This is a genomic window from Herbaspirillum sp. GW821-FHT09A12 (assembly GCF_059418325.1).
This window is the reverse complement of sequence record NZ_JBWKPR010000011.1, coordinates 13,311-38,629: the sequence shown is the minus strand read 5'-3', so window position 1 is coordinate 38,629 and position 25,319 is coordinate 13,311. Positions and strand designations below refer to the sequence as shown.

Here is a 25,319-nt window from a genome sequence, read left to right as displayed (position 1 = left end):
GCAGGGCGGGCTTGGGACCGAGGTTAAGTGTCAGGACTGTCGGCCTGTATTTTACAAGGCGCGGGCCATGGCGACGATGGCCGCCTCAGGCCGGCAGGCTGATCACCGCGCGCAGGCCGGCAGGCCGCTCCGCGCCGCCGCGATTTTCCAGTTCCAGCCGCCCGCCGTGCGCCTCGACGCATGAGCGTGCAATCGCCAATCCCAAGCCGACGCTGCCGCCATCCTTGCCGGCATTGCGGTTGCGTGCGGCATCCAGGCGGACGAAGGGCTTGAATACTTCCGGCAACTGGTCGGCGGCGATGCCGGGGCCGTCGTCGTCGATATGGATCCGCAGGGAGCCGCCGGCTGCCGGGGATACGGCCAGCCGGGCGCGCTGGCCGTAGCGCACCGCATTGTCCACCAGGTTGCCGATGGCGCGCTTGAAGCTCACCGGGCGGCAGCGGTAGGGCAGCGCGTCCGCGGCGTCGCCGCGCAACTGCACGTCGCGGCCCTGGGCCAACTGGTCTTCCACCACATCGCGCAGCAGCGCGCGCAGGTCGATTTCGCGGGTGTCTTCATTGCCGGCATCGTCGCGCGCGAAGCGCACCGTTTCTTCCACCATCACGCGCATTTCTTCCAGGGTACGGATCATGGCCGTCCGCAATTGCGGATCGTCCACCATCTCGGCGCGCAGGCGCAGCGAGGTGATCGGCGTGCGCAGGTCGTGGCTGATGGCGGCCAGCAGGCGGGTACGGTCTTCGATGAAGCGGGTCAGGCGTTCTTGCATGAGGTTGAAGGCAGTGGTGACTTCGCGTGCTTCCGACGGCCCGCTGACCGGCAGCGGGCCGAGCTGCTCGCCGCGGCTGACGCGTTCGGCGGCATGCGCCAGCGCCTTGATCGGACGCAGGATGCGGCGCACGAACAGGAACACGATCACCAGCACCGGCAGCGTGCTGACCGGCACCGAAAAGCGCAGCGGCCGCATCCATGCCTGCGACATCACGGGATGCTGCAAGCTGTTGATCCATTGCCCGTCCGGCGTGCGCATGGCGATGCGCAGGTCGCCCTGGCGCGCGCTGTGGCGCACCAGGCTCACGCGGACATCGCGCGCTTGCAGGCCCAGCAGGGTTTGCAGTTTTTCCCTGATGGCATCCTGGTCGTAGCCTTGCTGGCTGCCTGCGTCGATGGCGGCGGTCTTGTCCAGCGCGTAATCCGCATTGCCGTCGCGTATGGCCTCCAGCGCCTGGCGCGCTTGCGGCAAGGCGCCCAGCCGCCATGCCATGGCGGCATGCGCGACCATCTGGTCGCGCGAGATGGAGTGGATGGTTTCGCCATTGGTGAGCACCACCGACAGGCCGATGGCGTGCGCGGCCACCAGCCCGAGCAGCAGCAGGCCGATCAACTGGCCGGCCATGGTGCGCGGCCACAGCCTCATGGGAGGGCGGGTTCGGCGCGGACCTGCGCGGCGAACAGGTAGCCGTTGCCCCATACGGTCTTGAGCAGGCTGGGGCGGCGCGGATCGGGTTCGAGCTTCTTGCGCAGGCGGCTGACCTGGCTGTCGATGCTGCGGTCGAATGCCTGCGCATCGGCGCCGGCGGTCAGGTCCAGCAGCCGGTCGCGCGAGAGCACGGTATTGGGATGGGTCACCAGAGCGCACAGCAGGCGGTATTCGACGCTGGAAAGAACCGTGGCGACGCCGTCGCGGCCGCGCAGTTCGCGGCGCTCGAGGTCGAGCGTCCACTCGTCGAAGAGGTAGCGGTGGACGGCGTCATGGCCGGCACTTTTCTCAGGGGCATCGCCCGTAACGGCGACGGGCAGGCTGCGCGCGATCCGGCGCAGCACGGTCTTGATGCGCGCCACCAGCTCCTGCGGTTCGAAGGGCTTGACGATGTAGTCGTCGGCCCCGGTTTCAAGGCCATTGACCTTGTCCGCGCTGGACGACATCGCCGTCAGCAGGATCACCGGGGTGCCGTATTGCTCGCCGATGTGGCGACACAGCGAAAGGCCGTCTTCGCCCGGCATCATCACGTCCAGCACCGCCAGGTCGAACGCTTGCCGGCGCAGCAGGCGGCGCGCCTGGGCGGCGTTGAACGCCATGCTCACCAGCATGCCCTGGCGGCGCAGGTAGGCGGCCAGCGGTTCGCAGATGTCGAGGTGGTCGTCGACCACCAGGATGTGGCGATCGGCAATGGGGGGATATTCCATATGTTGCCCTTCTCGGATTGCATCGGGAGGCTGGTGGGTGGGGCGGCGGCGGGGTTGCCACATGTTGACAAACTTTTTCTGATTTTAAATGAATATAATTCTCATTTGCAAATGCAATAAAACTCCAACCTGATCACAATCCAGCGCCGGTGTGGCTTTGCGGGGACTTTCCCGGCAGGGGATCGCTTGCGCCTGCGTTTTGCGAGGGGAGGGCAACCAATATGATGGGGAACAGCACCATGCAACAATCGAAACAGGAATTCATGCCGACCCGTGCGGCGCTGGCTGTCGCTGCGGCGCTGGCGATGCTGGCGATGACAGGGGGCGCGGCCCAGGCGCAATCGGCGTCGGCGGCGTCGGGGCTCAAGGAAGTGGTGGTGACCGCCACCGGCTTCGAACAGGAAGTGGTCGACGCGCCGGCCAGCATTACCGTGATCACGCAGGAGCAATTGAAGAAGAAGCAATTCCGCGACCTGACCGATGCGCTGTCCGATGTGGAAGGCGTGACCGTCACCGGCACCGCGACCGAGAAGGATATTTTCATCCGCGGCCTGCCCGGCGCCTATACCCTGATCCTGGTGGACGGCAAGCGCCAGAGCACGCGCGACGCGCGCACCAACGGCAACTCCGGTTTCGAGCAGTCCTACATCCCGCCGCTGGAAGCCATCGAGCGCATCGAAGTAGTGCGCGGCCCGATGTCTTCCCTGTACGGTTCCGACGCCATGGGCGGCGTGATCAACATCATCACCAAGAAGATCGCCGACAAGTGGGGCGGCGCGCTGACGTTCGACACCACGCTGCAACAGCATGGCGACTCCGGCGATTCCTACCAGGGCCAGTTCTACCTGAACGGCCCGATCGCCGCCGACGTGCTGGGCCTGCAATTGTGGGGTAAGGTCTACAAGCGCCAGGAAGACCGCATCCTCAACGGCAACACCAAGGCGCTCGATACCGACTTCACCGCGCGCCTGGCGCTCAGGCCCAACAAGGATCACGACATCCTGCTGGAAGCCGGCACCACCCAGGTGCGCCGCGACGCGTCTTCTTACCATACGCTGGCGGCCACCGCGGCGACTGCCGACAGCTATACCGAAAACCCGCGCGACCATTTCTCGTTGTCGCATACCGGCCGCTATGGCTGGGCGACATCGGATGTGACGTTCTCGTACGAGAAGGCGCAGCGCAAGAGCTACACCGAGAGCCCGGTCGGCAGTGATCGCTATACTCAGGCCGCACGCGCGCCCAAGATCGAGAATGCCGTGCTGGACGGGAAATTAAGCATGCCGCTGGGATCGCACTGGCTGGTGCTGGGCGGGCAATGGAACGAAGGCAAGCTGACCGACCAGAACCCGGGCCTGCGCACCGGGATCGACCAGCGTTTCAGCATCACGCAGAAGGCCTTGTTCGTCGAGGATGAATGGAAGCTGGCCGATGCCTGGTCACTTACCGGCGGCCTGCGGCTGGATAACCATGAGGTCTACGGCAACCATTGGAGCCCGCGCCTCTACAGCGTGTGGCATACCACCGACAACCTCACCGTCAAGGGCGGCATCTCGCGCGGTTTCCGCGCGCCGGATATCCGCACCATCGCGCCGGGCTATGCCTACACCACCGGCGGCGCCGGATGTACCTATGGCCCCACCGGCACCTGCGGCGTGATCATCGGCGACCCCAACCTGAAGCCGGAAACCAGCACCAGCTACGAGCTGGGTGCGCTGTGGGACAACAAGGCCGGCCTGTCCGGCGGCGCCACGCTGTTCTATACCGACTTCAAGGACAAGGTCAGCAACGCCCTGGTCTATAACGCCGACGGTTCGATCGCGCGCTGGTCGCAGGACGCCAATTACCGCCTCTGGTACAGCTACAACGTCGACCGCGCCACCATCAAGGGAGTGGAGTTGACCGGCCGCTGGCAAGCCACCAGCCGCCTGGCGTTGAAGTCCAACTACACCTACACCGACTCGCGCCAGAAGGGCGGCAGCTATGACGGCTATGCGCTGGCGCGCACGCCCAAGCACATGTTCAACTTCCGCGCCGACTGGACGCAATCGGATGCCTGGAGACTGTGGGCCGCGTTCAATTACCACGGCAAGGAAGTCAACGCCGCGGCACGCGTGGGTACCGCCGGCACCACCATCTCGTCGTCCGGCGTGAAGGAGTACAAGGCTTATGCGCTGGCCGACATCGGCACTACCTATGACATCGGCAAGCTCACCAGCATCGCTGCGGCGATCTACAACATCACCGACAAGCGCCTGGACGAGCAAAGCTTCAACACCGTCGGCGATGGCCGCCGCCTGTGGGTGAGCCTGACCCGGCGTTTCTGATGACAGATATCCTGCATTCGCGCCGCCGCCTGCTGGCGGCCGCCTGGTTGAGCGCCTTTCTTCCCGGCCTGGCCCGGGCCCAGCCGGACTTGTCGAAAAAGCTTGGCCCGAGCATCGCCGACAGCGGCTCGGCCTTCTATCGTTTCGAGCGCTTCGGTCTGCGTTCGGAGGATGGCGAGCGCAGCTACCGCGTGATGCTCGGCATTCCCCGCCGCGCCGCGCCGGCAGCGGGATATCCGGCGATCTTCCTGCTCGACGGCAACGCCGCGATGGCAGCCATCGACGAACGCCAGTTGCAGGCGCTGGATGCCGCGCAGCCGCCGGTGATCGTCGCCATCGGTTACGACACCGAACTGCGTTTCGATGTCAGGGCGCGCGCTTACGACTACACCCCGCCATTTCCGGAGGGGCAGGCCGATGAGGAAGCCGCGCGCGGCCGCAAAGGCGGCGGGGCCGACGTATTCCTCGATCTGCTTGAGCGGCAGGTCATGCCGCGCGTGCGCGCCATGGCGCCGTTGGACAGTGGCCGGCTGGCCTTGTGGGGGCACTCCTACGGCGGGTTGTTCGTGCTGCATACGCTGTTTTCCCGCGGAAAACTGTTCAGCAATTACATTGCCGCCAGCCCATCGCTATGGTGGCAGCGCGGGGTGATCCTGGATGAGGAAAAGAACTTCGAACATGCCAGGGCCGCCCCCGGCGCCCGCCTGTGGGTGATGGTGGGGGAAGCGGAGAGGCGCGAACGCAAGGTGGCTTCGCAGGGCGATGCCCAGGCCGATGCCCAGGCGCAGTCCATGCTGGCATCGCGCGGCGGGATGTCATCCCGGGCCTTGCCGGACATGATTGCCCGCCTCCAGGGGAGGAGCGGCCTGGAGGTCTGCTTGCGCAGTTTCCCCGGCATGGCGCATGGGCCGATGTTGCCGGCGTCGCTGGAGCCGGCCTTGCGCATTGCCGCCGGCTTGTCGCCCCATCCAGGGGAATAGGGCTTTGTATCGCTATGTATCGCAAAGTAAAAGAGCGGCCAGGGGCGTGCCATTGGCGAATGGCGACGCTATAATTGAGAATTATTATTATTTGAAAGAGATGGCGGGGAGCCATCGCCGCGCCATGAAGGAAGCCAAGGACGCCAACGCAGCCAAGCAACTACCGGATCAGAAACGCCGCGCTTTCTGGCTCAAGCACTTGCACCAATGGCACTGGATCAGTTCCGGCATGTGCCTGGTGGCGATGCTGGCCTTCGCGGCGACCGGGTTGACGTTGAACCATGCGGCGCAGATCGAGGCCAAGCCCCAGGTCAGCCAGCGCCATGCGCAATTGCCCGAGACGCTGCTGGCGCCCTTGCGGCGGCAGGCTGAAGCCGCCGACGGCAAGGGCGCCAGCGCCAGGGACGGATTGCCGGCGCCGGTGCGCGACTGGATTGCGCAACAGCTGTCGGTGGCGGTGGGCGCGCAGGCCGCGGAATGGTCGGCCGACGAGGTGTATGTCTCGCTGCCGCGCCCGGGTGGCGATGCCTGGTTGAGGGTGGCGCTGGAGGACGGCAAGGTCGAATACGAAAAAACCGACCGCGGCTGGATTTCCTACTTCAACGATTTGCACAAGGGGCGCAACACCGGCACGGCGTGGAGCTGGTTCATCGATATCTTCGCCGTGGCATGCCTGGTGTTTTGCATCACCGGCCTGTTCTTGCTGCAGATGCATGCGGGCAAGCGCCCGGCTACCTGGCCGCTGGTTGTGCTTGGATTGGTGGCGCCGCTGTTGCTGGCGATCCTGTTTATCCATTGAGTCCGGCGCATGGCCGGGCCGGTTTCACCTGTTTTTTTATTCGTCGTTTTCCATCGTTTTCATCTGCATCCGTCAGCGAGGCCAGCCTTATGAAACACCAGCAAGATCCGGCAAGAAAATCCGCATTGCTCAAGCCCACCGCCCTGGCATTGGCCATGGCAGCCCTGTTCGTTGCGACGGTTCCGGCCGGCGCCGCCGACATGAGCCTGAAGATCGAGATCCCCACGCTCAATGTGGCCGAGTACCACCGCCCTTACCTGGCGGCCTGGGTCGAGCGCGCCGACCAGAGCGTGGCCGCCAACCTGGCGGTCTGGTACGACCTCAAGAAAAAGGACAAGGAGGGCGAGAAGTGGCTCAAGGATATCCGCCAATGGTGGCGCCGCAGCGGCCGCGACCTGCAGATGCCGGTAGATGGCGTCAGCGGCGCGACGCGTCCGGCCGGCGAGCAGAAACTGAACTTCGGTTCCGCTAAAGGCCCGTTGGCCAGCCTGGCGCCGGGCGACTATGTGCTGATGGTGGAAGCCGCGCGCGAAGTCGGCGGCCGCGAGCTGGTGAAGCTGCCGTTCCAGTGGCCGCCGACATCAGCCCAGAGCGCCAAGGCCCAGGGCAGCAGCGAACTCGGGGCCGTCTCGCTTGAACTGAAGCCCTGATTTCTGCCTCGATTCGAGTCCTGAATCGAGTCCTGCATCGAGTCCCGTTTTCCATTTCCACAATCAAAGAATCCAGACCAAGGAGCCAACATGAATTTTTCCCTCAAGCGCACCGTGCACGCCTCGATGAAGGTCGCCGCTTTGGCGCTGGCGATCAGCCTGCCGCTGTCGGCCCATGCGCATCGCCAGTGGCTGCTGCCGTCGGCCACCGTGCTGTCGGGCAATGAAGCCTGGGTGACGGTGGACGCCGCCGTTTCCAACGACCTGTTCTACTTCGAACACTTTCCGTTGCGCCTGGAGGGCCTGGCGGTGACCGGTCCCGACGGCAAGCCGGTGCAGGCGGCCAATGCCGCCACCGGCAAATATCGCAGCACGTTCGATGTGCAGTTGAGCCAGCCGGGCACCTACAAGATCGCCGTGGTCAACAACGGCGTGTTCGCCAGCTACAAGGTGGACGGCCAGCAAAAGCGCTGGCGCGGTGCCGCTGAAGCCCTGGCCAAGGAAATTCCGGCCAATGCGCAGGAACTGAAAGTGACCCAGGTCAACGGCCGCGTGGAAACCTTCGTAACGGCTGGCAAGCCGACCCAGACCGCGCTGGCGATCAGCGGCACCGGCCTTGAATTGCAGCCGATCACCCATCCGACCGACCTGGTGGCGGGCGACACGGCCAGCTTCCAGTTGCTGCTGGATGGCAAGCCGGCTTCCGGCATCGACGTGGAAGTGGTGCCGGGCGGCATTCGTTACCGCGACAAGCTGCAAGACAGCAAGGTCAAGACCGATGGCGAGGGCAAGTTCAGCGTGAAGTGGAGCGGCCCGGGCATGTACTGGATGCAGGCCAGCGTGTCCGACCAGAAGACCACGCTGCCGCAGGCCGCGCAGCGCCGCGCCAGCTACATCGCTACCGTGGAAGTGCTGCCCTGAGGCCATGAGGCTTTGAAGCTCTGATCGTTCCAGGCACCCGCAATGCGGGTGCCGTTTTTGTTTTCGGGGAGGCGCGGCAAGCGTTTCCCCCTTGCATTGGGTTTGTCAGCCGATGTCCAACCGTGTACTGATTCCGCTTGACCTGGACGAGCCGCCGGTATTGCCGCCGGGCGTCGTCGAACATCGCCTGTCCGGCGCCGCCATGGGGACTTCCTGGAATGTGCAGGCGCTGGCGCCCAAGGGCGTGGCGCGTGAATCGATCGCGGCCGCCGTGCAGGCGCAACTGGAGCGGGTGATCCGCGAGATGAGCACCTGGGAGGATGATTCCAGCCTGTCGCGCTTCAATCGCGCGCCGGCCGGCAGTTGGCACAGTTTGCCGGACGCTTTCCATACCGTGCTTGATGCCGCGTTGACGATGGCGGCCGACAGCGGCGGCGCTTTCGACCCGACCATCGGGCCGCTGGTGAATGCGTGGGGTTTCGGGCCGGAGAGCGAGCGCGCTGCGCCGTTTCACGAAGTGCCGGCCGAGGATGCGCTGCAGGCGGCCCGCGCGCGCTGCGGCTGGCAACGCATCGCGCTGGACCGTTCCACGCGCAGCGCGCTGCAGCCGGGCGGGGCCTATCTGGATTTCTCCGGCATCGCCAAGGGCTATGCGGTCGACCTGGTGGCGCAGGCGTTGCGCGCAGCCGGTTGCGTGAGCTGGCTGGCCGAAGTGGGAGGCGAGCTTTCCGGCTTCGGGGTGAAGGCGGATGGCCAGCCCTGGTGGGTGGCGCTGGAACGGCCGCCGCAGGATACGGCGGCGCAAGGCCTGCTGGTGGCGCTGCACGGGCTGGCGATCGCCACCTCGGGCGACTACCGGCGCTATTTCGAACGCGATGGCCGGCGCTATGCGCACACCATCGATCCGCGCAGCGGCCGTCCTGTGCGGCATGACCTGGCATCGGTCACGGTGCTGCATCCGCAATGCATGGTGGCCGATGCATTGGCGACGGCGCTCACCGTGCTGGGCGTGGAAGAGGGCATGGCCTTCGCGCGCGAACGCAATATCGCGGCGCTGTTCATCGGCGGCGCCGCGTCCGGTTTCGACGAAAGCATGACGCCGGCTTTTGCCGCCATGATGGATTGAGGGCGCGATGGGCAAGCTGACGGCATCGACTTCCACGCAACTGGTCGCTTCCTGCGCCGCGGCCGTGCTGGCCGGCTGGGGCGCTTGGCGCGCGCACATGACCGACAGCATGCAGGGCCGCTGGTTGCTGGCGGCGTTGATCGCGCTGGCGTATCTGGTGTTTTGCACGCTGACCGTATTGAAGTACAAGCGTACGCGGCGCGAGCAGGAAAAATGGTGGGCGGCCGATGGCGACCGCACCGATCCGGGCGCCGCCGCAGGGACGGTATTGGTGGTCTTCGCCAGCCAGACCGGCTTTGCCGAGCAACTGGCGTTGCAGTCTGCGCAAAGCCTGCGCAAGGGCGACATGGCGGTGCGTGTGCTGCCGCTGGGCCGGCTCACGGAACAGGATTTGCAGGCGGCGCGCCAGGCGCTGTTCATCGCCAGCACCACCGGCGAGGGCGACGCGCCTGACGGCGCCGCGGGGTTCGCGCGCCGCATGGCTGACGCGGCAGCAGATGCATCGTTGGCTGGCCTGGAGTTTGGCGTGCTGGCATTGGGTGATCGCAGCTATGCGCGCTACTGCGCCTTCGGCCATGCGCTGGAGGCATGGCTGCGCCGCCGTCACGCCCGGCCGTTGTTCGATACGGTCGAGGTCGACAATGGCGACGAAGGCGCGTTGCGCCATTGGCAGCACCAGCTTGGCGTGCTGTCCGGCCATACCGACGATGCCGACTGGAGCGCGCCACGTTACGGCCGCTGGCGCCTGGCGCAGCGCCGCCTGTTGAATCCGGGCAGTGCGGGCGGGCCGGCGTTTCACTTGTCGCTGACGCCGCTGGACTTGCCGGCGCCGCAATGGCAGGCCGGCGATATCGCCGAGATCGGCCCGCGCAACGGCGATGAGGAAGTGCATCGTTTCATGCGGACGCTGTCGTTGGCAGGTGAGCCGCTGGCACGGGAGCTGGCGGGCCGGATGCTGCCGCAGGAAGCGGCGGCCATCGATGCCTTGCGCGGCCTGGCGTCAGAGCAAGTGCTGGCGCAGTTGAAGCCCTTGCCGCATCGGGAATATTCCATCGCCTCCTTGCCGCAAGACGGCACGCTGGATCTGCTGGTGCGCCGCATGGCGCAGGCCGATGGCCGTCCCGGCATCGGCTCCGGCTGGCTGACCTTGCATGCGCTGGAAGGGCAGGAGATTGCGCTGCGCGTGCGCGGCAACAGCGGTTTTCACGCGCCGCCCGACGCCAGCCCGCTGGTCCTGGTCGGCAACGGCACCGGGCTGGCCGGTTTGCGCGCCCACTTGCGCGCGCGGGCGGCGGCCGGGCATCGGCGCAACTGGCTGGTGTTCGGCGAACGTTCGCGCGCTACCGACTTCTTCCATCGCGACGAGATCGAAGCCTGGCAGGCGCAGGGGATACTGGAACGCCTGGACCTGGCGTTCTCGCGCGACCAGGCCGAGCGCGTCTATGTGCAGGATCGGCTGCGCCAGTCGGCCGATGCGCTGCGCCAGTGGGTCGGGCAGGGCGCGTACATCTATGTCTGCGGCAGCCTGCAGGGGATGGCGGCGGGCGTCGCGGCCGCCTTGCAGGACATCCTCGGCGAAGAGGCGCTGATCGCGCTGGCCGAGCAAGGGCGCTACCGGCGCGACGTGTACTGAGAGCCTGTTCGTGAACAGGTTCCGAGGCCGGCGGCCGGCGCATCCGGTGTGCGGTTTTCCCGATCCTCTGGCCGGTGTTGTGGGCTATTCTTTTTCGATGATTTGCGTTTTCTGCCCGTTGCGCGAGAAAATGGGGCGTCAAATCAAAGAGAGAAGAACAAAATGAGCATATTCACCAGCTTTCTGCTGATCCTTCTCCTGGTGGTGATCAGCGCCTTCCTCTCTTGCGCCGAGATCTCCATTGCCGCTTCCCGCAAGATTCGCCTGGAGATGATGTCCAAGGAGGGCGATGCCAATGCCGACCGCGTGCTGGCGCTGCAGGCGCAGCCGGGCAATTTTTTCACCGTGGTGCAGATCGGGCTCAATGCCGTCGCCATCCTCGGCGGCGTGATCGGCGAGCCGGCATTGACGCCGCACATGCGCCTGATTGTCGAAGCCTTCTATCAAGGCCCCTGGGTGGACAATATCAGTTTCACCATGTCCTTCCTGGCGGTGACCGCCTTCTTCATCCTGTTCGCCGACCTGATGCCCAAGCGGCTGGCGATGGTGGCGCCGGAACGCGCGGCCGTCGTGCTGGTCAAGCCGATGCTGTTGCTGGAAACCCTGTTCAGGCCACTGGTATGGTTTTTCAACAACCTGTCGAAATGGATCTTCACGCTGTTCGGCTTGCCGCAGGTGCGCCAGGAGGTGATCACGCCCGGCGAGATCCATGCGATGGTCAATGCCGGCGCCCAGGCCGGCGTGCTGCTCACGCAGGAGCATCACTTGATCGAAAACGTGTTTGAGCTGGAGAGCCGTTACGTGCCGTCGGCCATGACGCCGCGCGAGAGTATCGTCTACTTCCTGTTGAACGATAGCGAGGAAACCATCCAGCAAAAGATCATCGATCACCCGCATTCGCGTTTCCTGGTATGCGACGGCAACATCGACGCCGTGTTGGGCTACATCGACAGCAAGGATGTCTTGAAGCGCTTGCTCAAGGGCGAACGCTTTTCGTTGGCAGACAAAGGGCTGGTGCATAGCCCCTTGTCGATTCCCGACAGTCTGAACCTGTGGGAGGTGCTCGAGCGCATGAAGGCGATGGACGAGGACCTGGCCATCGTGGTCAACGAATACGCGCTGGTGGTGGGCATCATCAGCATTACCGATGTCACTAACGTGTTGATGGGCAATTTGCTGTCCATGCCGGAAGAGGAGCAGCAAATCGTGCGGCGCGACGAGAACTCATGGTTGATGGATGGCTTGACGCCCTTGAACGACGTGATGAACGAGCTGGACATCGAAGAGTATCCGAACCCGGTCGGCTACGAGACGTTGGCCGGTTTCATCATGTACATGCTGCGCAAGATCCCGAAAAAAACCGACTTTGTGCTTTTTTCCGATTTCAAGTTCGAGGCGGTCGATATCGAAGGAAACAAAATCAACCAGTTGCTGGTCACTCGCTTCAAACAAGAAAAGGGCGAGCCGCAGAGCAGCAAGGAAGCTGCCGGCGATCTCTGACCATCCGGTCGACACCAACATGACGGGGCGCGCGTGCCGCATTGCAGCGGGACGCCTGCGGGCGGGAAAGAACAGGAACCCGCATGGATATCCGCCGTCGCATCCTCTCTCTTCATTCGATTCTTTTTGCCGCCTTTGCGAGCCGGATCGCCAAGGCGTACTCCAGGCTGTCGCCCGGCCTGGGGCCGCGGCACAGGCCGAAGCGGCGCACGGCATTGCGCCTGCTGCCGGCGCTGGCGCTGCCGGGAGGATGGCTGGCGCAGGCAACGCCGGTACAGGCCGCGGGCAAGCCGCCCCTGATGCTGGCCAATGTGTATCGCGAGGGCGTGCCGCTGGCCGATTTCTGGGTGAGCGAGAAATACGACGGCATTCGCGCCTATTGGGATGGCCGCAGCTTGCTCACGCGCGGCGGCGAGGTGATCCAGGCGCCGGCATGGTTTACGCGCGGTTGGCCGCAGCGCGCGATGGACGGCGAGTTGTGGGGCGGGCGCGGGCGGTTCGAGCAGACCGTCTCCACGGTGCGCCGGCAAGTGCCGGATGAGCAGGCGTGGCGCAGCATCAGTTTCATGGTGTTCGATCTGCCGCAGGCGCCGGGAAGTTTCGATCAACGGCTGGCCGCCTTGCCGGCGCTGGCGGGGGCGATTTCGCAAGACTGGGTGGTGGCGGTGCGCCAGCGCAAGGTGGCCAGCCATCGGGCCTTGCAGGGCTTGCTGGACGAGGTGGAAAAGCAGGGCGGCGAAGGCCTGATGCTGCATCGCGGCGCCTCGTTCTACCAGGCCGGGCGCACTGACGACCTGCTCAAGTTCAAGTCGATGGAAGATGCCGAAGCCAGGGTGGTCGCCTACCTGCCCGGCAAGGGCAAGTATGAGGGCATGGTCGGCGCGTTGGCGGTGGAGACGGCGGATGGGATGCGTTTCAATATCGGCAGCGGCCTCACCGATGCGCAACGTCGCGCGCCGCCGCCGCTGGGCAGCACGGTCACCTATCGCTTTCGGGGCCGGCATGCCAGCGGCAAGCCGCGTTTCGCGGTGCTGCTGCGGCAACGCAGCGATTGAGGCAGACAGGGCTTTTGCCATTCAGGCAACAGGCGTCCAATTTTTTTGAGAATTTTCTTATATTCAAGCCAGGTCGCGCTGACGATACTGGGAACCGTCACCTGCTCATGAATTGGTTGTGCTCGTGGGGGAGCCGGTGGCGGTAGTAAGGTTGTAATGGAGTGGGGAGCCCGCATCCGAAAGGATGCGGGCTTTTTTTATGCGTGAACCATCTGTGGTTTGGTGCGTGTACGGCTTGCGTGCCGCTCAGAGCGGCGCCTTGCCGCCGAAGTTGCGCTCCGAGATTTGTGCGTTGAGGGTCCAGAAATCGTACAGCACGCCCAGCAGGAACACGCCGCCGGTGAGCAGGTAGAGGATGCCGGTCAGCCACTTGCCGATATACATGCGGTGCACGCCGAAGATGCCGAGGAAGGTCAGCAGCAGCCAGGCCACCGAATAATTGCTGTTGCCGCCGATGAAGCGGCGGTCGGCTTCGCGGTCCATCGAGGGGATCAGGAACAGGTCGATGATCCAGCCGATGCCGAGCAGGCCGAGGGTGAAGAACCAGATCGTGCCGGTCACCGGCTTGCCGTAGTAGAAGCGGTGCGCGCCTGTGAATCCGAAGATCCAGAGCAGGTAGCCTAGTGTTTTGCTATGGGTGTCGTTAGTCATCCGGGCTCCGTATGTAAGTTGTGTGAGGTGTGTGATGCCTCTGATTTTTCGGGAGGGCGGCCATATTGTAGTCCACCCTTCCGGAGCCCTATCTTAGAACCTGTTTGATGTCTCGCCAAGATTTCCGCCATCTGCTGCCTTCTTTCCGGCGAGCCTTCAGATACGGTTGGCCGGCAGCCTGCGCGCGCCCAACAGCGGCCTTTGCACGATTTGCGTCAGCAGCACGCCGATCAGGCTCACGCCGCCGCCGATGGCGTGGTAGAGGTGCATGCTTTCATCGAGCCAGGCGATGGCGAACAGCGCGGTCAGCACGGGCAGGAGGTTGATGAAGATGCTGCAGCGGCTGGGGCCGAGTTTTTTGACGCCTTCTATCCACAGGAAGGACAGCAGGATCGACGAGCCGATGCCGGAGTAGCCGATCAGCGGCAGCGTGCGCGCATCGAGCGCGGCGGCGCCGGGTTTCAGCATCAGGAATTGCGGCAGCATGAACACCAGCGCGGCGATGGCCTGCATGTAGATCGCCTGCCAGGCCGGCACGTTCATCTTCCAGCGTTTGAGCAGAACGCCGTACAAGGCGTATGACAGCGCCGCCAGCAGCATCAGCGTATCGCCGAGATGCACGCCGCCGCGCAGCGCCGCCGAGATGTCGCCCTGGCCGACCAGATAAAGCAGGCCGAGGAAGGACAGCGCGCCGCCGCCGGCCATGCCCAGGGTGACGGCCTCGCCCAATGCCACGACCGAGAGCAGGGCGGTCAAGAGCGGGATCAGCGCCGTCACGATGGCCATGTTGGTGGCCGTGGTGCTTTCGGCCGCGCGGTAGGACAGGCTCTGGAAAACGGCCATGGCCAGCAGGCCGGACAGGGCGAGCTGCCACCAATGCCGGCGGATCAGGGCGCGGTTGTTCCACAGCGGCCTGAGGACGAAGGGGCTCATCAGGAGCAGCAGCAGGACCAGCCGGTAAAAGGTGATCGCCACCGGCGAAATGGCCGAGGCGGCCAGCTTGGAGACGATGACGTTACCGGCCCAGAGCACGATGGCGAGGAAGGGATAAAGATAGGAAGTCAGTGGCATGGCATGAACGCAGATGGGTGGATGGAAGGTCGGGCGGATGGAGGATGCCCTCCAGCGCCATGCCATCCTGCCCGGATTTGCATAGTCGTTCGCGTGCTAAAATGCCTTTACTTATCTCAAAAGTGACACTTGGCCGCTTGGATACCTCCCATTACCAGGACCTGATCGCGGCCAATGCGCCCTGCGGCGCATTGGCCATCGATTACCCGCACGGCCATGTCATCGCGCCGCACCGCCATCCGCATGCCCAGTTGCTGTACGCGATCGAAGGCGTGCTGTGCGTGGAAACCGCCGATGGCCGTTGGGTGGTGCCGCCCACACGCGGCGTCTGGCTGCAGCCGGAGGTGGAGCATCTGGTGCGCATGCGCGGCGACGTCAAGATGCGCACCGTCTTCATCAATACCCCGGAATTGCCCAACCTGCCGCAGCAAAGCTGTGTGCTGGACATCCCGCCGCTATTGCGGGAGCTGATCGTGTCCGCGGTCGGCCTCGGGCTTGGGGCTGAATTGCCCCGGGATTCGCGGGCATGGCATTTGTTGCGTTTGCTGGTGCTGGAATTGCGCTCGGTGCCGGTGTTGCCGCTTTATCTGCCGTTGCCGGCGGAGCCGGGGCTGCGCAGTATTTGCCAGGCGCTGATGGCCGAGCCGGACCAGGCGATATCGGTGGCGCAACTGGCCCAACGGCTGTCGATCGCCACCCGCACGTTCCATCGGCGCTTTCTGGCCGACACCGGCATGCGCTTCGGCCACTGGCGCCAGCAGGCGCGGCTGTTGCTCGCGCTGGAGCAACTGGCGCGCGGCGACAAGGTGATCGATGTGGCGCTGGCGCATGGCTACACCAGCCAGAGCGCCTTCGCCGCCATGTTCCGCAAGCATTTCGGCAGCGTGCCCAGCCGTTTCTTCCGCAATGGCGCGGGCGATGCGTAAGAACGCATCTCACGCCCATTGATGAAGTGAGTTCTAAATACCACGCACGGCAGTGCTTCCCGCAAGGAAACGTCAACTGGTGTAAACTGATGCGCTGTCGGGAGCGAAGGCTTCCGCTTCATTCACCAGCCATCCGCTGCAATCGTGCGACCTTCGTTGCTTGTCCCTCTTATTGTCGGCTGTGCCCTGTTCATGGAAAACATGGACGCCACGGTTCTGGCCACTTCGCTCCCCGCGCTCGCGCGCGACCTCAACCAGGATTCGATCACCCTCAAACTGGCGATGACGGCTTACGTCGCCGCACTTGGCGTGTTCATCCCGATCTCGGGCTGGATGGCCGACAAGCTGGGCGCGCGCAAGGTGTTCCGCTCGGCCATGGTGGTGTTCATGACCGGTTCCATCCTGTGCGCGGTGTCGGGTTCGCTGGTCACGTTCGTGGCGGCGCGTTTCCTGCAGGGCATCGGCGGCGCCATGATGGTGCCGGTGGGGCGCGTCATCATCGCGCGTTCGGTCAGCAAGTCGGAGTTGGTCAAGGCGGTCAGTTACCTGACGTTGCCGGCGCTCCTGGGGCCGGTGGTCGGGCCGCTGCTGGGCGGCTTCATCACCACCTATTTCCACTGGCGCTGGGTGTTCCTGATCAATATCCCCATCTGCTTCCTCGGCCTTTACCTGGCCGGCCGCTATATCGAGAATTTCGTCGAGGACGACCCGGCGCCGCTGGATGTGAAGGGCTTCGTGCTGACCTCGGTGGGCGCGGCGCTGATCATGCTGGGCCTGTCGCTGTTCGGCACCCATCTGGTCGACGGCGCCACGCCGATCGCCATGTGCGCCATCGGCGCCATCGCACTGGTCATGTACTACCGCCATTCGACCCAGATCGACTATCCGCTGCTGGACTTCCGCTTGCTGCGCATCCCTACGCTGCATGCCAGCGTGGTGGGCGGTTCGCTGTTTCGCATCGGCCTGGGGGCGGTGCCTTTCCTGCTGCCGCTGGCGCTGCAGGAAGGCCTGGGCATGACGGCCTTCCAGGCCGGCACCATTACCTGTGCCTCGGCATTCGGTTCGCTGTTCATGCGCCTGATTGCGTCGTCCGTGTTGCGCCGCTACGGCTTTCGCACGACGTTGATGGTCAATGCGGTGTTCGCCGGCATCGCGCTGGCCGCCTACGGCATTTTCAGCATCCACACGCCTTACCTGCTGATCGCCCTGATCGTGCTCATGGGCGGCATCTTCCCGGCGCTGCAATTCACTTGCCTGAATTCGATCGCCTACGCCGACATCGACAACCGCGACGCCGGCCGCGTCACCAGCCTGGCCAGTGTGATCCAGCAGCTTTCGCTGGGCATGGGCGTGACCATCGCCGGCATCGTGCTGCAACTGTCGAACTACGTGCAAGGCCATGCCACCATTGTCGAGTCCGACTTCTGGCCGGCCTTCCTGGTGATCGGCCTGTTCTCGATCGCTTCGGTGCCCATCACCGGCAAACTGCCGCGTAATGCCGGCCTTGAACTCTCCCGCGGCAAATAAGAAGCCGGTTAAACCGCTCTTGGCTTGAGCGGCCCAAGGCCGGTATGATCGCGGAGATGCCATCGACGCGCCGGCATCGTCCCGTCACTTACCGGAGGTCTCCATGTCCCTGATTTCTTTTTCCCTGCGCCGTGCCGTCTTGGGCGTGTCGCTGTTGTCGGCCACCGCCGCTTTCGCCTTTTCGCTGTCCGACCTCAGCAATCAGGATGCGACCAGCGGCTTGAAGGCGGCGCTGGAGAAGGGCGCCAATGTGGCCGTCTCCAAGCTGGGTCAGCAAAACGGTTTCCTCAACAACGACAAGGTCAAGATCAAGCTGCCCAGCGCGCTGGAGCAGGCCATGCCGCTCATTCGCATGACCGGCCAGGGGCAGAAGGTGGATGACCTGGTGGTGGACATGAACCATGCCGCCGAGGCCGCGGTGCCGTTGGCCAAGCCGCTGCTGGTCAATGCCGTGAAATCGATGTCGGTGTCGGACGCCAAGAACATCCTGTCCGGCGGCGACACCTCGGTGACGGACTTCTTCCGCCAGAAGACCTCGGGCGAACTGGCCACCAAATTCCTGCCTATTGTCAAAAACATCACCGACAAGAACGGCCTTTCGTCCAGGTATAACGCCACCATGGGCCAGGTCGCCAAGACCGGCCTGGTGTCGGGCGACCAGAGCACGGTCGAGGGCTATGTGACGCAGCGTGCGCTGGATGGGCTGTTCCTGATGATCGGCGAGGAAGAAAAAGCCATCCGCCAGGATCCGGTCGGCAGCGGCAGCGCGATCATCGGCAAGGTGTTCGGTGCGCTCAAGTGAGTCCGTGATGGCATGATCGCCGGCCATGTATGGATCGGCGAGGGTGATGGATGAAAATCGCTTGCTTCGATGTCGAGGCAGGCGATTTTTTTTAACGGCCTCAGGCCCGTTACCGTGCGGGCGAAAGCCAGGCGGGAAAAGGGATTGCGGCAATTCGCACGCTTCCCCCGATGGTATTGGTTGGCTGTCTTTTTCCCTGTTGCACGGAACTATTCGGGATGCTTAAGATCGCGGGGTTATGACTTTCCATTTCTACATTTCTGGACTTCATTAAGGGATTGCTTTATACTATCGGTTGTCCTGGTGACATAATTTGTTCAACAACGACCCTTAGCAGTTCCCGACCCGTCCGCGGGTAGTCAAATTTTCCGGCATGCAGTGCGGATCGCCTCTTCGGCAATCCTTCTTGTCCGGTCAGCATCATCGCCGAAGCTTTCTTCGGTTTCATCGCTGCCTTGCAGCTTTCGGTTCGTATCCAAATGATTCGCCCTCCAATGGGCAACGAACCACGCACAATCGATTCTTAAAACCCGTTGTCGCGGCGTCATGTCGTGTCAGCTATACCAAGGGGGTAACATGACGCGTCTTCGTCACGTCTTTACTGGCGCTGCAACATTTGCGCTGGTCATCGCGGGCCTGGTCTGGTGGATCGGCCCCGATGTCATCCACAAGTACCGGGGCGACCTGATCTACTACACCGGCAAGCACCTGGAGCTGGTGTTCTGTTCCATGGCGCTGGCGCTGGCCGCCGGCATCCCGGCCGGCATCGCGCTGTCCCGGCCTTCGGCGCAACGCTTCGCCGAAGTGTTCATCCAGTTCTTCAACATCGGCAATACCATTCCATCGATTGCGGTGCTGGCGCTGGCGCTGGCGTTCTTCGGCATCGGCAACTGGCCGACCATCCTGGCATTGTGGCTGGCATCGCTGCTGCCCATCGTGCGCAACACCTATGAAGGCTTGAAGAACGTGCCGGCTTCCCTGAAGGAAGCGGCGCGCGGCATCGGCATGAAGCCGCACCAGATCCTGTGCCGGGTCGAACTGCCCAATGCCTTGCCCATCATCGTCGGCGGCGTGCGCACCGCGCTGGCGATCAATGTCGGCACGGCGCCGCTGTCGATGCTGATCGGCGGCGAAAGCCTGGGCGGGCTGATTTTCCCCGGCATCTATCTCAACAACCAGGGGCAACTGCTGCTGGGCGCGGCCGCCACCGCGGTATTGGCGCTGGCGCTGGACGCGCTGGTCACCACGCTGTCCGGCATCTACCTTGCACGCCGCGGCTTGCGGGCTTAATCAGGGAGGACAATCATGAAAATAAAATACATCGCATGTGCGCTGATCATGGCCCTGGCCATGTTCGGCGCCGCCAAGGCCCAGGCGCAGAACCTGGTCATCGGCGGCAAGAATTTCACCGAGCAACTGATCCTGTCGGACATGACCGCGCAATACCTGCGCGCCAAGGGCTATGGCACCCAGCTCAAGAACGGCCTGGGCACCACGCTGATGCGTTCGGCGCTGGAGAGCGGCCAGCTCGACATCGTCTGGGATTACACCGGCACCGCGCTGATCGTCTACAACCACATCGACGAGAAACTCGATCCCGAACAGATCTACGAAAAGGTCAAGGAACTGGACGTTCCGCGCGGCCTGGCATGGCTGAACGAGTCGGAACTGAATAACACCTACGCCTTCGCCATGCCGCAAAAGATCGCCGACGAATACGGCATCAATTCGCTGCAAGACCTGGCCGACCGCATCAATGCCGATGCGCAGGACGGCGCCAGGAATCTGCGCCTGATGGGCGTGGACTACGAATTCGCATCGCGCCCGGACGGCCTGGGTCCGATGCAGGAGTTGTACGGTTTCAAGCTGGAACGCGGCGCGATCAAGCAGATGGATCCCGGTCTGGTCTACACGGCGCTCAAGAACGAGCAACTGTTCGTCGGCCTGACCTATGCATCCGACGGCCGCATCAAGGGTTTCGACCTGAAGCTGCTGGATGACGACAAGGGTTACTTCGCCGCCTACAAGGCCACGCCGGTGGTGCGCCAGGAGATCCTGGACCGGAACCCGCAACTGGCCGAACAGCTCAATGCGCTGGCCGCCAGCATCGACACCGAAAAGATGACCGAGCTCAACAAGCGCGTGGACATCGACCAGGAGCCCGTCAGCAAGGTCGCGGCGGATTTCCTCAAGCAAGCCGGCCTGATCTGAGGAGGGATGAGCATGGATATCTTCCAATACCTCCAGTCCGACTGGCACAACATCTTCAATTTGACGCTGCAGCACCTGAAGCTGGTGGGCATCGCGGTCAGCCTGGCGATCGTCATCGGCGTGCCGCTGGGGATCCTGGTGGTGCGCGTGCGCTGGCTGGCCAGCCCTTTGCTGAGCCTGGCCACGGTGGTGCTGACGATACCGTCAATCGCGCTGTTCGGCCTGATGATCCCGGTATTTTCGCAGTTCGGCGCCGGCATCGGCCCGTTGCCGGCGATCACCGCGGTGTTCCTGTATTCGCTGTTGCCGATCATGCGCAATACCTACCTGGCGCTGGATAACATCGAAGCCGGCATCCAGGAAGCCGGCATCGGCATCGGCATGACCTTCTGGCAACGGCTGCGCATGGTGGAACTGCCGCTGGCGGTGCCGGTGATCCTGGGCGGCGTGCGCACCGCCGTCGTGATGAACATCGGCGTGATGGCCATTGCCGCCGTCATCGGCGCCGGCGGCCTGGGTGTGCTGATCCTGCACGCCATCAGCCAAAGCAATATGCAAAAACTCGTCGTCGGCGCCGTGATGATCAGCGTGCTGGCCATCATCGCCGACTTCCTGCTGCAACGCCTGCAGACAATCTTGACCCCGAAAGGACTGCAAAAATGATCGAACTGGACCAACTGAGCAAAACCTACACCCAGAAAGACGGCATCCAGGTCAAGGCGGTCGACACCGTCAGCCTCAAGGTCGCCGAAGGCGAGATCTGCGTCTTCCTTGGCCCGTCCGGCTGCGGCAAGACCACCACCCTGAAGATGATCAACCGCCTGATCCGCCCGACCTCGGGCCGGGTCTTGTTGAACGGGGAAGATACCTCCGGCATCGATGAAGTCGAATTGCGTCGCCGTATCGGTTATGTGATCCAGCAGATCGGCCTGTTCCCCAACATGACCATCGAAGAGAACATCACCATCGTTCCGCGCCTGCTGGGCTGGGACAAGAAGCGCTGCCGCGAACGCGCCGCCGAACTGATGGCGATGGTCGCGTTGGATCCGGTCAAGTTCCTCAAGCGCTATCCGCGCGAACTGTCCGGCGGCCAGCAGCAGCGCATCGGCGTGATTCGCGCGTTGGCGGCCGACGCCCCGGTGCTGCTGATGGACGAGCCGTTCGGCGCGGTCGATCCGATCAACCGAGAGACGATCCAGAATGAGTTCTTCCAGATGCAGCGCCAACTGAAGAAGACCGTGATCATGGTCAGCCACGATATCGACGAGGCGATCAAGCTGGGCGACCAGGTGGCGATTTTCCGCGCCGGCAAGCTGGTGCAGTTCGACCACCCGGATACCTTGCTGGCGCGTCCCAAGGATGAGTTCGTCGGCGCCTTCGTCGGCCAGGACCATACCTTGAAACGCCTGTTGCTGGTGCGCGCCGGCGAAGCCGCCACCACGCCGCAGACCGCCCGCCCGGATGTGTCCTGCGACCAGGCGCTGTCATTGATGGACGACGAGGATGCCCGTTACCTGACCATCACCGACAGCGACAACCGCGCCGTCGGTTACCTGACCCGTCGCGACGTGCGCGGCAATGCGGGCGATGCGGCCGGGAAGGTGCGCCCGTTCACGATGAACGCCGCGCCGGACGAGAACCTGCGCGTGGTGCTCTCCAAGATGTACAAGCACAGCACCAGCTGGATGCCGGTGATCGACAACGACGGCAGCTATGTCGGCGAAGTCACCCAGGATTCCATCGCCAGCTACCTGAGCTCCGGCCGTTCGCGCGGCGTGGCATTGCCGGCATGATGGCCGGCGCGCGCCACGTGATGCGCCGCCAGCCTGGCGCGACAAGAGGCAACGGCTAAAGACGGAAGACGCAAGACGCAAAAATAAAACGCCCACATCGGTTGCGATGTGGGCGTCTTGTTTTTTGCGGCAGAGCAAGCGGCTAGCCCAGCTGCTTGTGCATAAACATCGCCTTGCCGGTTTCCGGATTCAGCTCATAACCTTCGAAGCCGCAGGCGCGGTACAGCTTGCGCGCCACGGCATTGCCTTCGAGGACTTCCAGCGTGACCTTGCAGCAGCCCAGGGCACACGCCTCATCCTCGACCCGTGCGATCAGGCGGCGGGCGATGCCTTGTCCCCGGTATTGAGGCATGACGGCGAGGTCGTGGATATTGAGCAGCGGCTTGCAGGCGAAGGTGGAAAACCCCTCGATGCAGGTCGCCAGGCCAGCCGCCCGTTCGCCGTCGAACGCCAGGAAGACATGCGCGGTGGGGCGCTTCTTCAATTCGATGGCGAGCTGGTCGCGGACGAAATCCGGCAACGACTTGCCGCCGCCCATGGCATCGGATGCATAGGCATTCAATACTTCGAACAGGGCGGCGGCGTGGGCCGGCAGGTCCAGATCAGCCTTGATGATGTCGATTTGCATGCGGCCTGAGAGCTGGGTTTATTTGCCTCGCGTGCCGCCATGCGTCAGCGCCGATGGCTTGCCGCCGCCGGCATTGCGCTGGCCCTGGCTGCGCGGCTGGCCCTGATGGCCGCCGCCGTTGCCGGCATTGCCGCCGTGGGCGCCCGGCGCACGCGCGGGCTTGCGCGGCCCGGGGCCGGCATTGGGCGCGCCATTGGCGGGATTGCGCGGCTTGGCCGCCTGGTTGGCATTGCCAGTTCCATTTCCGCGTTGGCCCTGGCCTTGCCCCTGGGCCGGCTTGGCGCCGGCCGGAGCATTGCCGCCGGCCTTGCGTGGCGGCGCATTGCGCTGGCCGCGGCCGCCGCCCTGGTTCTGGTGGCGTCCGCCGCCGCCGCTGCGCAGCTGGATCGGTTGCGGCTTGGCGGTCGGGTCGGGCTCGAACCCGGGGATGACTTCCACCGGGATCTCGCGCTTGATGAAGCGCTCGATGTCATGCAGCAGGTCGCGCTCATCGATGCAGACCAGCGACACGGCTTCGCCGGTGGCGCCGGCGCGGCCGGTGCGGCCGATGCGGTGCACGTAGTCTTCGGGCACATTGGGCAGGTCATAGTTGACCACATGCGGCAACTGGTCGATGTCGATGCCGCGCGCGGCGATATCGGTGGCGATCAGCGCGGTCAGTTTGCCGTCCTTGAATTCGGCCAGCGCCTTGGTGCGCGCCGACTGGCTCTTGTTGCCGTGGATCGCCATGGCGCTGATGTCGTCGCGCGCCAGTTGTTCGACCAGCTTGTTGGCGCCGTGCTTGGTGCGGGTGAAGACCAGCACCTGTTTCCATTGGTGGGCCTTGATCAGGTGCGCCAGCATCGGATGCTTCTTGTCGCGGTCGACCGGGTGGATCTTTTGCGAGATCACTTCCACGGTGGAATTGCGGCGCGCCACTTCGATCAGGGCCGGGTTGGTCAAGAGGCTGTCGGCCAGCTTCTTGATCTCGTCGGCGAAGGTGGCCGAGAACAGCAGGTTCTGGCGCTTGGGCGGCAGCGCCGCCAGCACCTTGCGGATATCGCGGATGAAGCCCATGTCCAGCATGCGGTCGGCTTCGTCCAGCACCAGGATCTGGATATGCTGCAGGTTGACCGTGCCTTGCTGCATGTGGTCGAGCAGGCGGCCGGGCGTGGCCACCAGGATATCGATGCCGCGCTTCAACAGCGAGATCTGGGGATTGATGCCGACGCCGCCGAAGATGCAGGCGGAGGTCAGCGGCAGGTACTTGCCGTACAGGCGCACGCTTTCTTCGACCTGGGCCGCCAGCTCGCGGGTGGGGGCCAGGATCAGGGCGCGGATCGGGATCTGGCCGTTGATCTTGTTGCGCGGCGCCGATGCCAGGCGCTGCAGCAGCGGCAGGGTGAAACCTGCGGTCTTGCCGGTGCCGGTCTGGGCGCCGGCCATCAGGTCGCCGCCGGAAAGGACGGCAGGGACAGCCTGAGCTTGAATTGGGGTTGGGGAGGTATAGCCTTGTTCGGAAACGGCACGAACGATTTCGTCGGACAAGCCGAGCGCGGAAAATGACATGAGACTCTGAAAATGGGTTCGGCCTGTCGCCGCAGTGGGCGCCAGTCGCAGGCAGACGGGGTTGAAACTCGGAGAGGGCAGCGGACTTGACTGGAGGGATGCCGCGCTGGCCGCAGTATAACAGCCGCAGCTTGCGCTGGAAGAGAATTATTTTTGCCGCGCTCCTTTTGTTGTTGTTCGGCCCGTCCCCCGGTGCGCCATATCGCGCATCGAGGCGACAAGCTCAGCCGGATTGGCGCGCCAGAAAGTCCAGCACCGGCGGCAATACCAGGGCGCTTTGCATTAGGCCGCCGAAATGCGTCACGCCGGGCAGGCTGGCGAACTCGCCCCGTGCCAGCCGTGCGGCGGTGCGCTGCACGGCGCCGTGGCGCGCATCGGCATCGCCGCAAAACAGCAGGCAGGGCATGTCCATGCGCGCCAGCACATCTTGCTGGGAGGGGCGCGGCTGCTGGGCGGCCGCGGCCAGGGCCTGCAGGTCGTTGGCGCGGATCAGCATCTTCACCTGGGGCGAGATGCGTTCGTCGAGCAGCGTCTCGAAGGCGGCGATGAAGGCTTCCGGATCGCCGCCATCGATGCCGTGAAAGGCATTCCAGCTCAAGTCTTCATCCGGATGGGCGGCGCCCAGGATCAGGCTGGACAGGCGTTCGGGCGCATGCCGCGCCAGGCCGTAGCCGACCCAGCCGCCCAGCGAGTAACCGAAGAAATGTGCGCGTTCGATACCCAGCGCATCCAGCACGGCGAGCGCGTCGCGGCAGCGCTGGAGCTGGCTGTAGGCGCCGGTTTGGTGCGGTTTGTCGCTCTGGCCGTGGCCCAGCGCATCGAACATGATGACGCGGTAGCGTTCGCGCAGCGCGGCGGTGAAACCGAAGAAGCGCCAGGCTTCCAGGCTGCTGGTGAAGCCGTGGTGCAGCAGCAGCGGCGCGCCTTGGCCCTCGACTTGATAGTGGATCTGGCGTCCGTCGCTCAAGGCGAATGGCATCGTTTCTC

The 25,319-nt window shown here is 64.2% G+C and carries 23 protein-coding genes; 16 read left to right on the top strand and 7 right to left on the bottom strand.

Going from position 1 to position 25,319, the window contains the following annotated elements:
• Nucleotides 1-85 precede the first annotated feature (85 nt).
• A complete protein-coding gene (locus tag AC07N6_RS19135) occupies nucleotides 86-1,414 on the bottom strand; it encodes an ATP-binding protein (protein ID WP_494783088.1) in 1,329 nt (442 codons plus the stop codon).
• Nucleotides 1,411-2,184, bottom strand: a complete 774-nt coding sequence (locus AC07N6_RS19130; RefSeq protein ID WP_494783087.1) for a response regulator — start codon at nucleotides 2,182-2,184, stop codon at nucleotides 1,411-1,413. The genes AC07N6_RS19135 and AC07N6_RS19130 overlap by 4 nt, the downstream gene beginning before the upstream one ends.
• A 239-nt stretch (nucleotides 2,185-2,423) precedes the next feature.
• On the opposite strand from AC07N6_RS19130, the gene AC07N6_RS19125 reads away from it, so the two are divergent.
• From AC07N6_RS19125 to AC07N6_RS19085, 9 genes are all read left to right on the top strand, one after another.
• A complete protein-coding gene (locus AC07N6_RS19125) occupies nucleotides 2,424-4,511 on the top strand; it encodes a TonB-dependent receptor domain-containing protein (protein ID WP_494783086.1) in 2,088 nt (695 codons plus the stop codon).
• Nucleotides 4,511-5,491, top strand: a complete 981-nt coding sequence (locus tag AC07N6_RS19120) for an alpha/beta hydrolase (protein WP_494783085.1) — start codon at nucleotides 4,511-4,513, stop codon at nucleotides 5,489-5,491. Before AC07N6_RS19125 ends, AC07N6_RS19120 begins: the two co-directional genes overlap by 1 nt.
• Before the next feature lie 124 nt (nucleotides 5,492-5,615).
• A complete protein-coding gene (locus tag AC07N6_RS19115) occupies nucleotides 5,616-6,290 on the top strand; it encodes a PepSY-associated TM helix domain-containing protein (RefSeq protein WP_494783084.1) in 675 nt (224 codons plus the stop codon).
• Nucleotides 6,291-6,379: 89 nt separating this feature from the next.
• Complete coding sequence (locus tag AC07N6_RS19110; RefSeq protein ID WP_494783083.1) at nucleotides 6,380-6,940, top strand: DUF2271 domain-containing protein; 561 nt, start codon at nucleotides 6,380-6,382, stop codon at nucleotides 6,938-6,940.
• Nucleotides 6,941-7,030: 90 nt separating this feature from the next.
• Nucleotides 7,031-7,861, top strand: a complete 831-nt coding sequence (locus AC07N6_RS19105; protein WP_494783082.1) for a DUF4198 domain-containing protein — start codon at nucleotides 7,031-7,033, stop codon at nucleotides 7,859-7,861.
• A 112-nt stretch (nucleotides 7,862-7,973) separates the two neighbouring features.
• Nucleotides 7,974-8,987: an FAD:protein FMN transferase gene (locus AC07N6_RS19100; RefSeq protein ID WP_494783081.1), complete on the top strand. Its 1,014-nt coding sequence runs from the start codon at nucleotides 7,974-7,976 to the stop codon at nucleotides 8,985-8,987.
• 97 nt (nucleotides 8,988-9,084) lie between these two features.
• Nucleotides 9,085-10,620, top strand: a complete 1,536-nt coding sequence (locus AC07N6_RS19095) for a sulfite reductase subunit alpha (RefSeq protein WP_494783196.1) — start codon at nucleotides 9,085-9,087, stop codon at nucleotides 10,618-10,620.
• Between the two features lie 162 nt (nucleotides 10,621-10,782).
• A complete protein-coding gene (gene paeA, locus AC07N6_RS19090; RefSeq protein ID WP_494783080.1) occupies nucleotides 10,783-12,120 on the top strand; it encodes a polyamine export protein PaeA in 1,338 nt (445 codons plus the stop codon).
• Between the two features lie 83 nt (nucleotides 12,121-12,203).
• A complete protein-coding gene (locus AC07N6_RS19085; protein ID WP_494783079.1) occupies nucleotides 12,204-13,175 on the top strand; it encodes a DNA ligase in 972 nt (323 codons plus the stop codon).
• Nucleotides 13,176-13,421: 246 nt separating this feature from the next.
• Here the strand turns inward: AC07N6_RS19085 and AC07N6_RS19080 are convergent, their stop codons facing one another.
• Nucleotides 13,422-13,826 (bottom strand): NINE protein, encoded by a 405-nt coding sequence (locus AC07N6_RS19080; protein ID WP_494783078.1) that lies wholly within the window; start codon nucleotides 13,824-13,826, stop codon nucleotides 13,422-13,424.
• A gap of 156 nt (nucleotides 13,827-13,982) precedes the next feature.
• Nucleotides 13,983-14,897, bottom strand: coding sequence for a DMT family transporter (locus tag AC07N6_RS19075; protein WP_494783077.1), 915 nt, complete (start codon nucleotides 14,895-14,897; stop codon nucleotides 13,983-13,985).
• 101 nt (nucleotides 14,898-14,998) lie between these two features.
• Between AC07N6_RS19075 and AC07N6_RS19070 the strand changes: the two genes are divergently transcribed.
• The 7 genes from AC07N6_RS19070 to AC07N6_RS19040 all read left to right on the top strand — a co-directional run bounded on the left by AC07N6_RS19070 (nucleotide 14,999) and on the right by AC07N6_RS19040 (nucleotide 22,156).
• Complete coding sequence (locus tag AC07N6_RS19070; RefSeq protein ID WP_494783076.1) at nucleotides 14,999-15,823, top strand: AraC family transcriptional regulator; 825 nt, start codon at nucleotides 14,999-15,001, stop codon at nucleotides 15,821-15,823.
• Between the two features lie 192 nt (nucleotides 15,824-16,015).
• A complete protein-coding gene (locus AC07N6_RS19065; protein WP_494783075.1) occupies nucleotides 16,016-17,350 on the top strand; it encodes an MFS transporter in 1,335 nt (444 codons plus the stop codon).
• A gap of 103 nt (nucleotides 17,351-17,453) precedes the next feature.
• Nucleotides 17,454-18,152, top strand: a complete 699-nt coding sequence (locus AC07N6_RS19060) for a DUF4197 domain-containing protein (protein WP_494783074.1) — start codon at nucleotides 17,454-17,456, stop codon at nucleotides 18,150-18,152.
• A gap of 576 nt (nucleotides 18,153-18,728) precedes the next feature.
• On the top strand, nucleotides 18,729-19,442 hold the full coding sequence (locus AC07N6_RS19055; protein ID WP_494783073.1) for an ABC transporter permease: 714 nt from the start codon (nucleotides 18,729-18,731) through the stop codon (nucleotides 19,440-19,442).
• A 15-nt stretch (nucleotides 19,443-19,457) separates the two neighbouring features.
• On the top strand, nucleotides 19,458-20,363 hold the full coding sequence (locus AC07N6_RS19050; RefSeq protein ID WP_494783072.1) for a glycine betaine ABC transporter substrate-binding protein: 906 nt from the start codon (nucleotides 19,458-19,460) through the stop codon (nucleotides 20,361-20,363).
• 12 nt (nucleotides 20,364-20,375) lie between these two features.
• Nucleotides 20,376-21,026: an ABC transporter permease gene (locus AC07N6_RS19045; RefSeq protein ID WP_494783071.1), complete on the top strand. Its 651-nt coding sequence runs from the start codon at nucleotides 20,376-20,378 to the stop codon at nucleotides 21,024-21,026.
• The gene (locus AC07N6_RS19040; RefSeq protein WP_494783070.1) at nucleotides 21,023-22,156 is read left to right on the top strand and encodes an ABC transporter ATP-binding protein; all 1,134 of its coding nucleotides are present in this window, start codon (nucleotides 21,023-21,025) and stop codon (nucleotides 22,154-22,156) included. Before AC07N6_RS19045 ends, AC07N6_RS19040 begins: the two co-directional genes overlap by 4 nt.
• 142 nt (nucleotides 22,157-22,298) lie before the next feature.
• Here the strand turns inward: AC07N6_RS19040 and AC07N6_RS19035 are convergent, their stop codons facing one another.
• From AC07N6_RS19035 to AC07N6_RS19025, 3 genes are all read right to left on the bottom strand, one after another.
• Nucleotides 22,299-22,784: a GNAT family N-acetyltransferase gene (locus AC07N6_RS19035; RefSeq protein ID WP_494783069.1), complete on the bottom strand. Its 486-nt coding sequence runs from the start codon at nucleotides 22,782-22,784 to the stop codon at nucleotides 22,299-22,301.
• 18 nt (nucleotides 22,785-22,802) lie between these two features.
• Nucleotides 22,803-24,332, bottom strand: coding sequence for a DEAD/DEAH box helicase (locus tag AC07N6_RS19030; protein WP_494783068.1), 1,530 nt, complete (start codon nucleotides 24,330-24,332; stop codon nucleotides 22,803-22,805).
• A gap of 223 nt (nucleotides 24,333-24,555) precedes the next feature.
• A complete protein-coding gene (locus AC07N6_RS19025; RefSeq protein ID WP_494783067.1) occupies nucleotides 24,556-25,311 on the bottom strand; it encodes an alpha/beta fold hydrolase in 756 nt (251 codons plus the stop codon).
• Nucleotides 25,312-25,319: the final 8 nt, after the last annotated feature.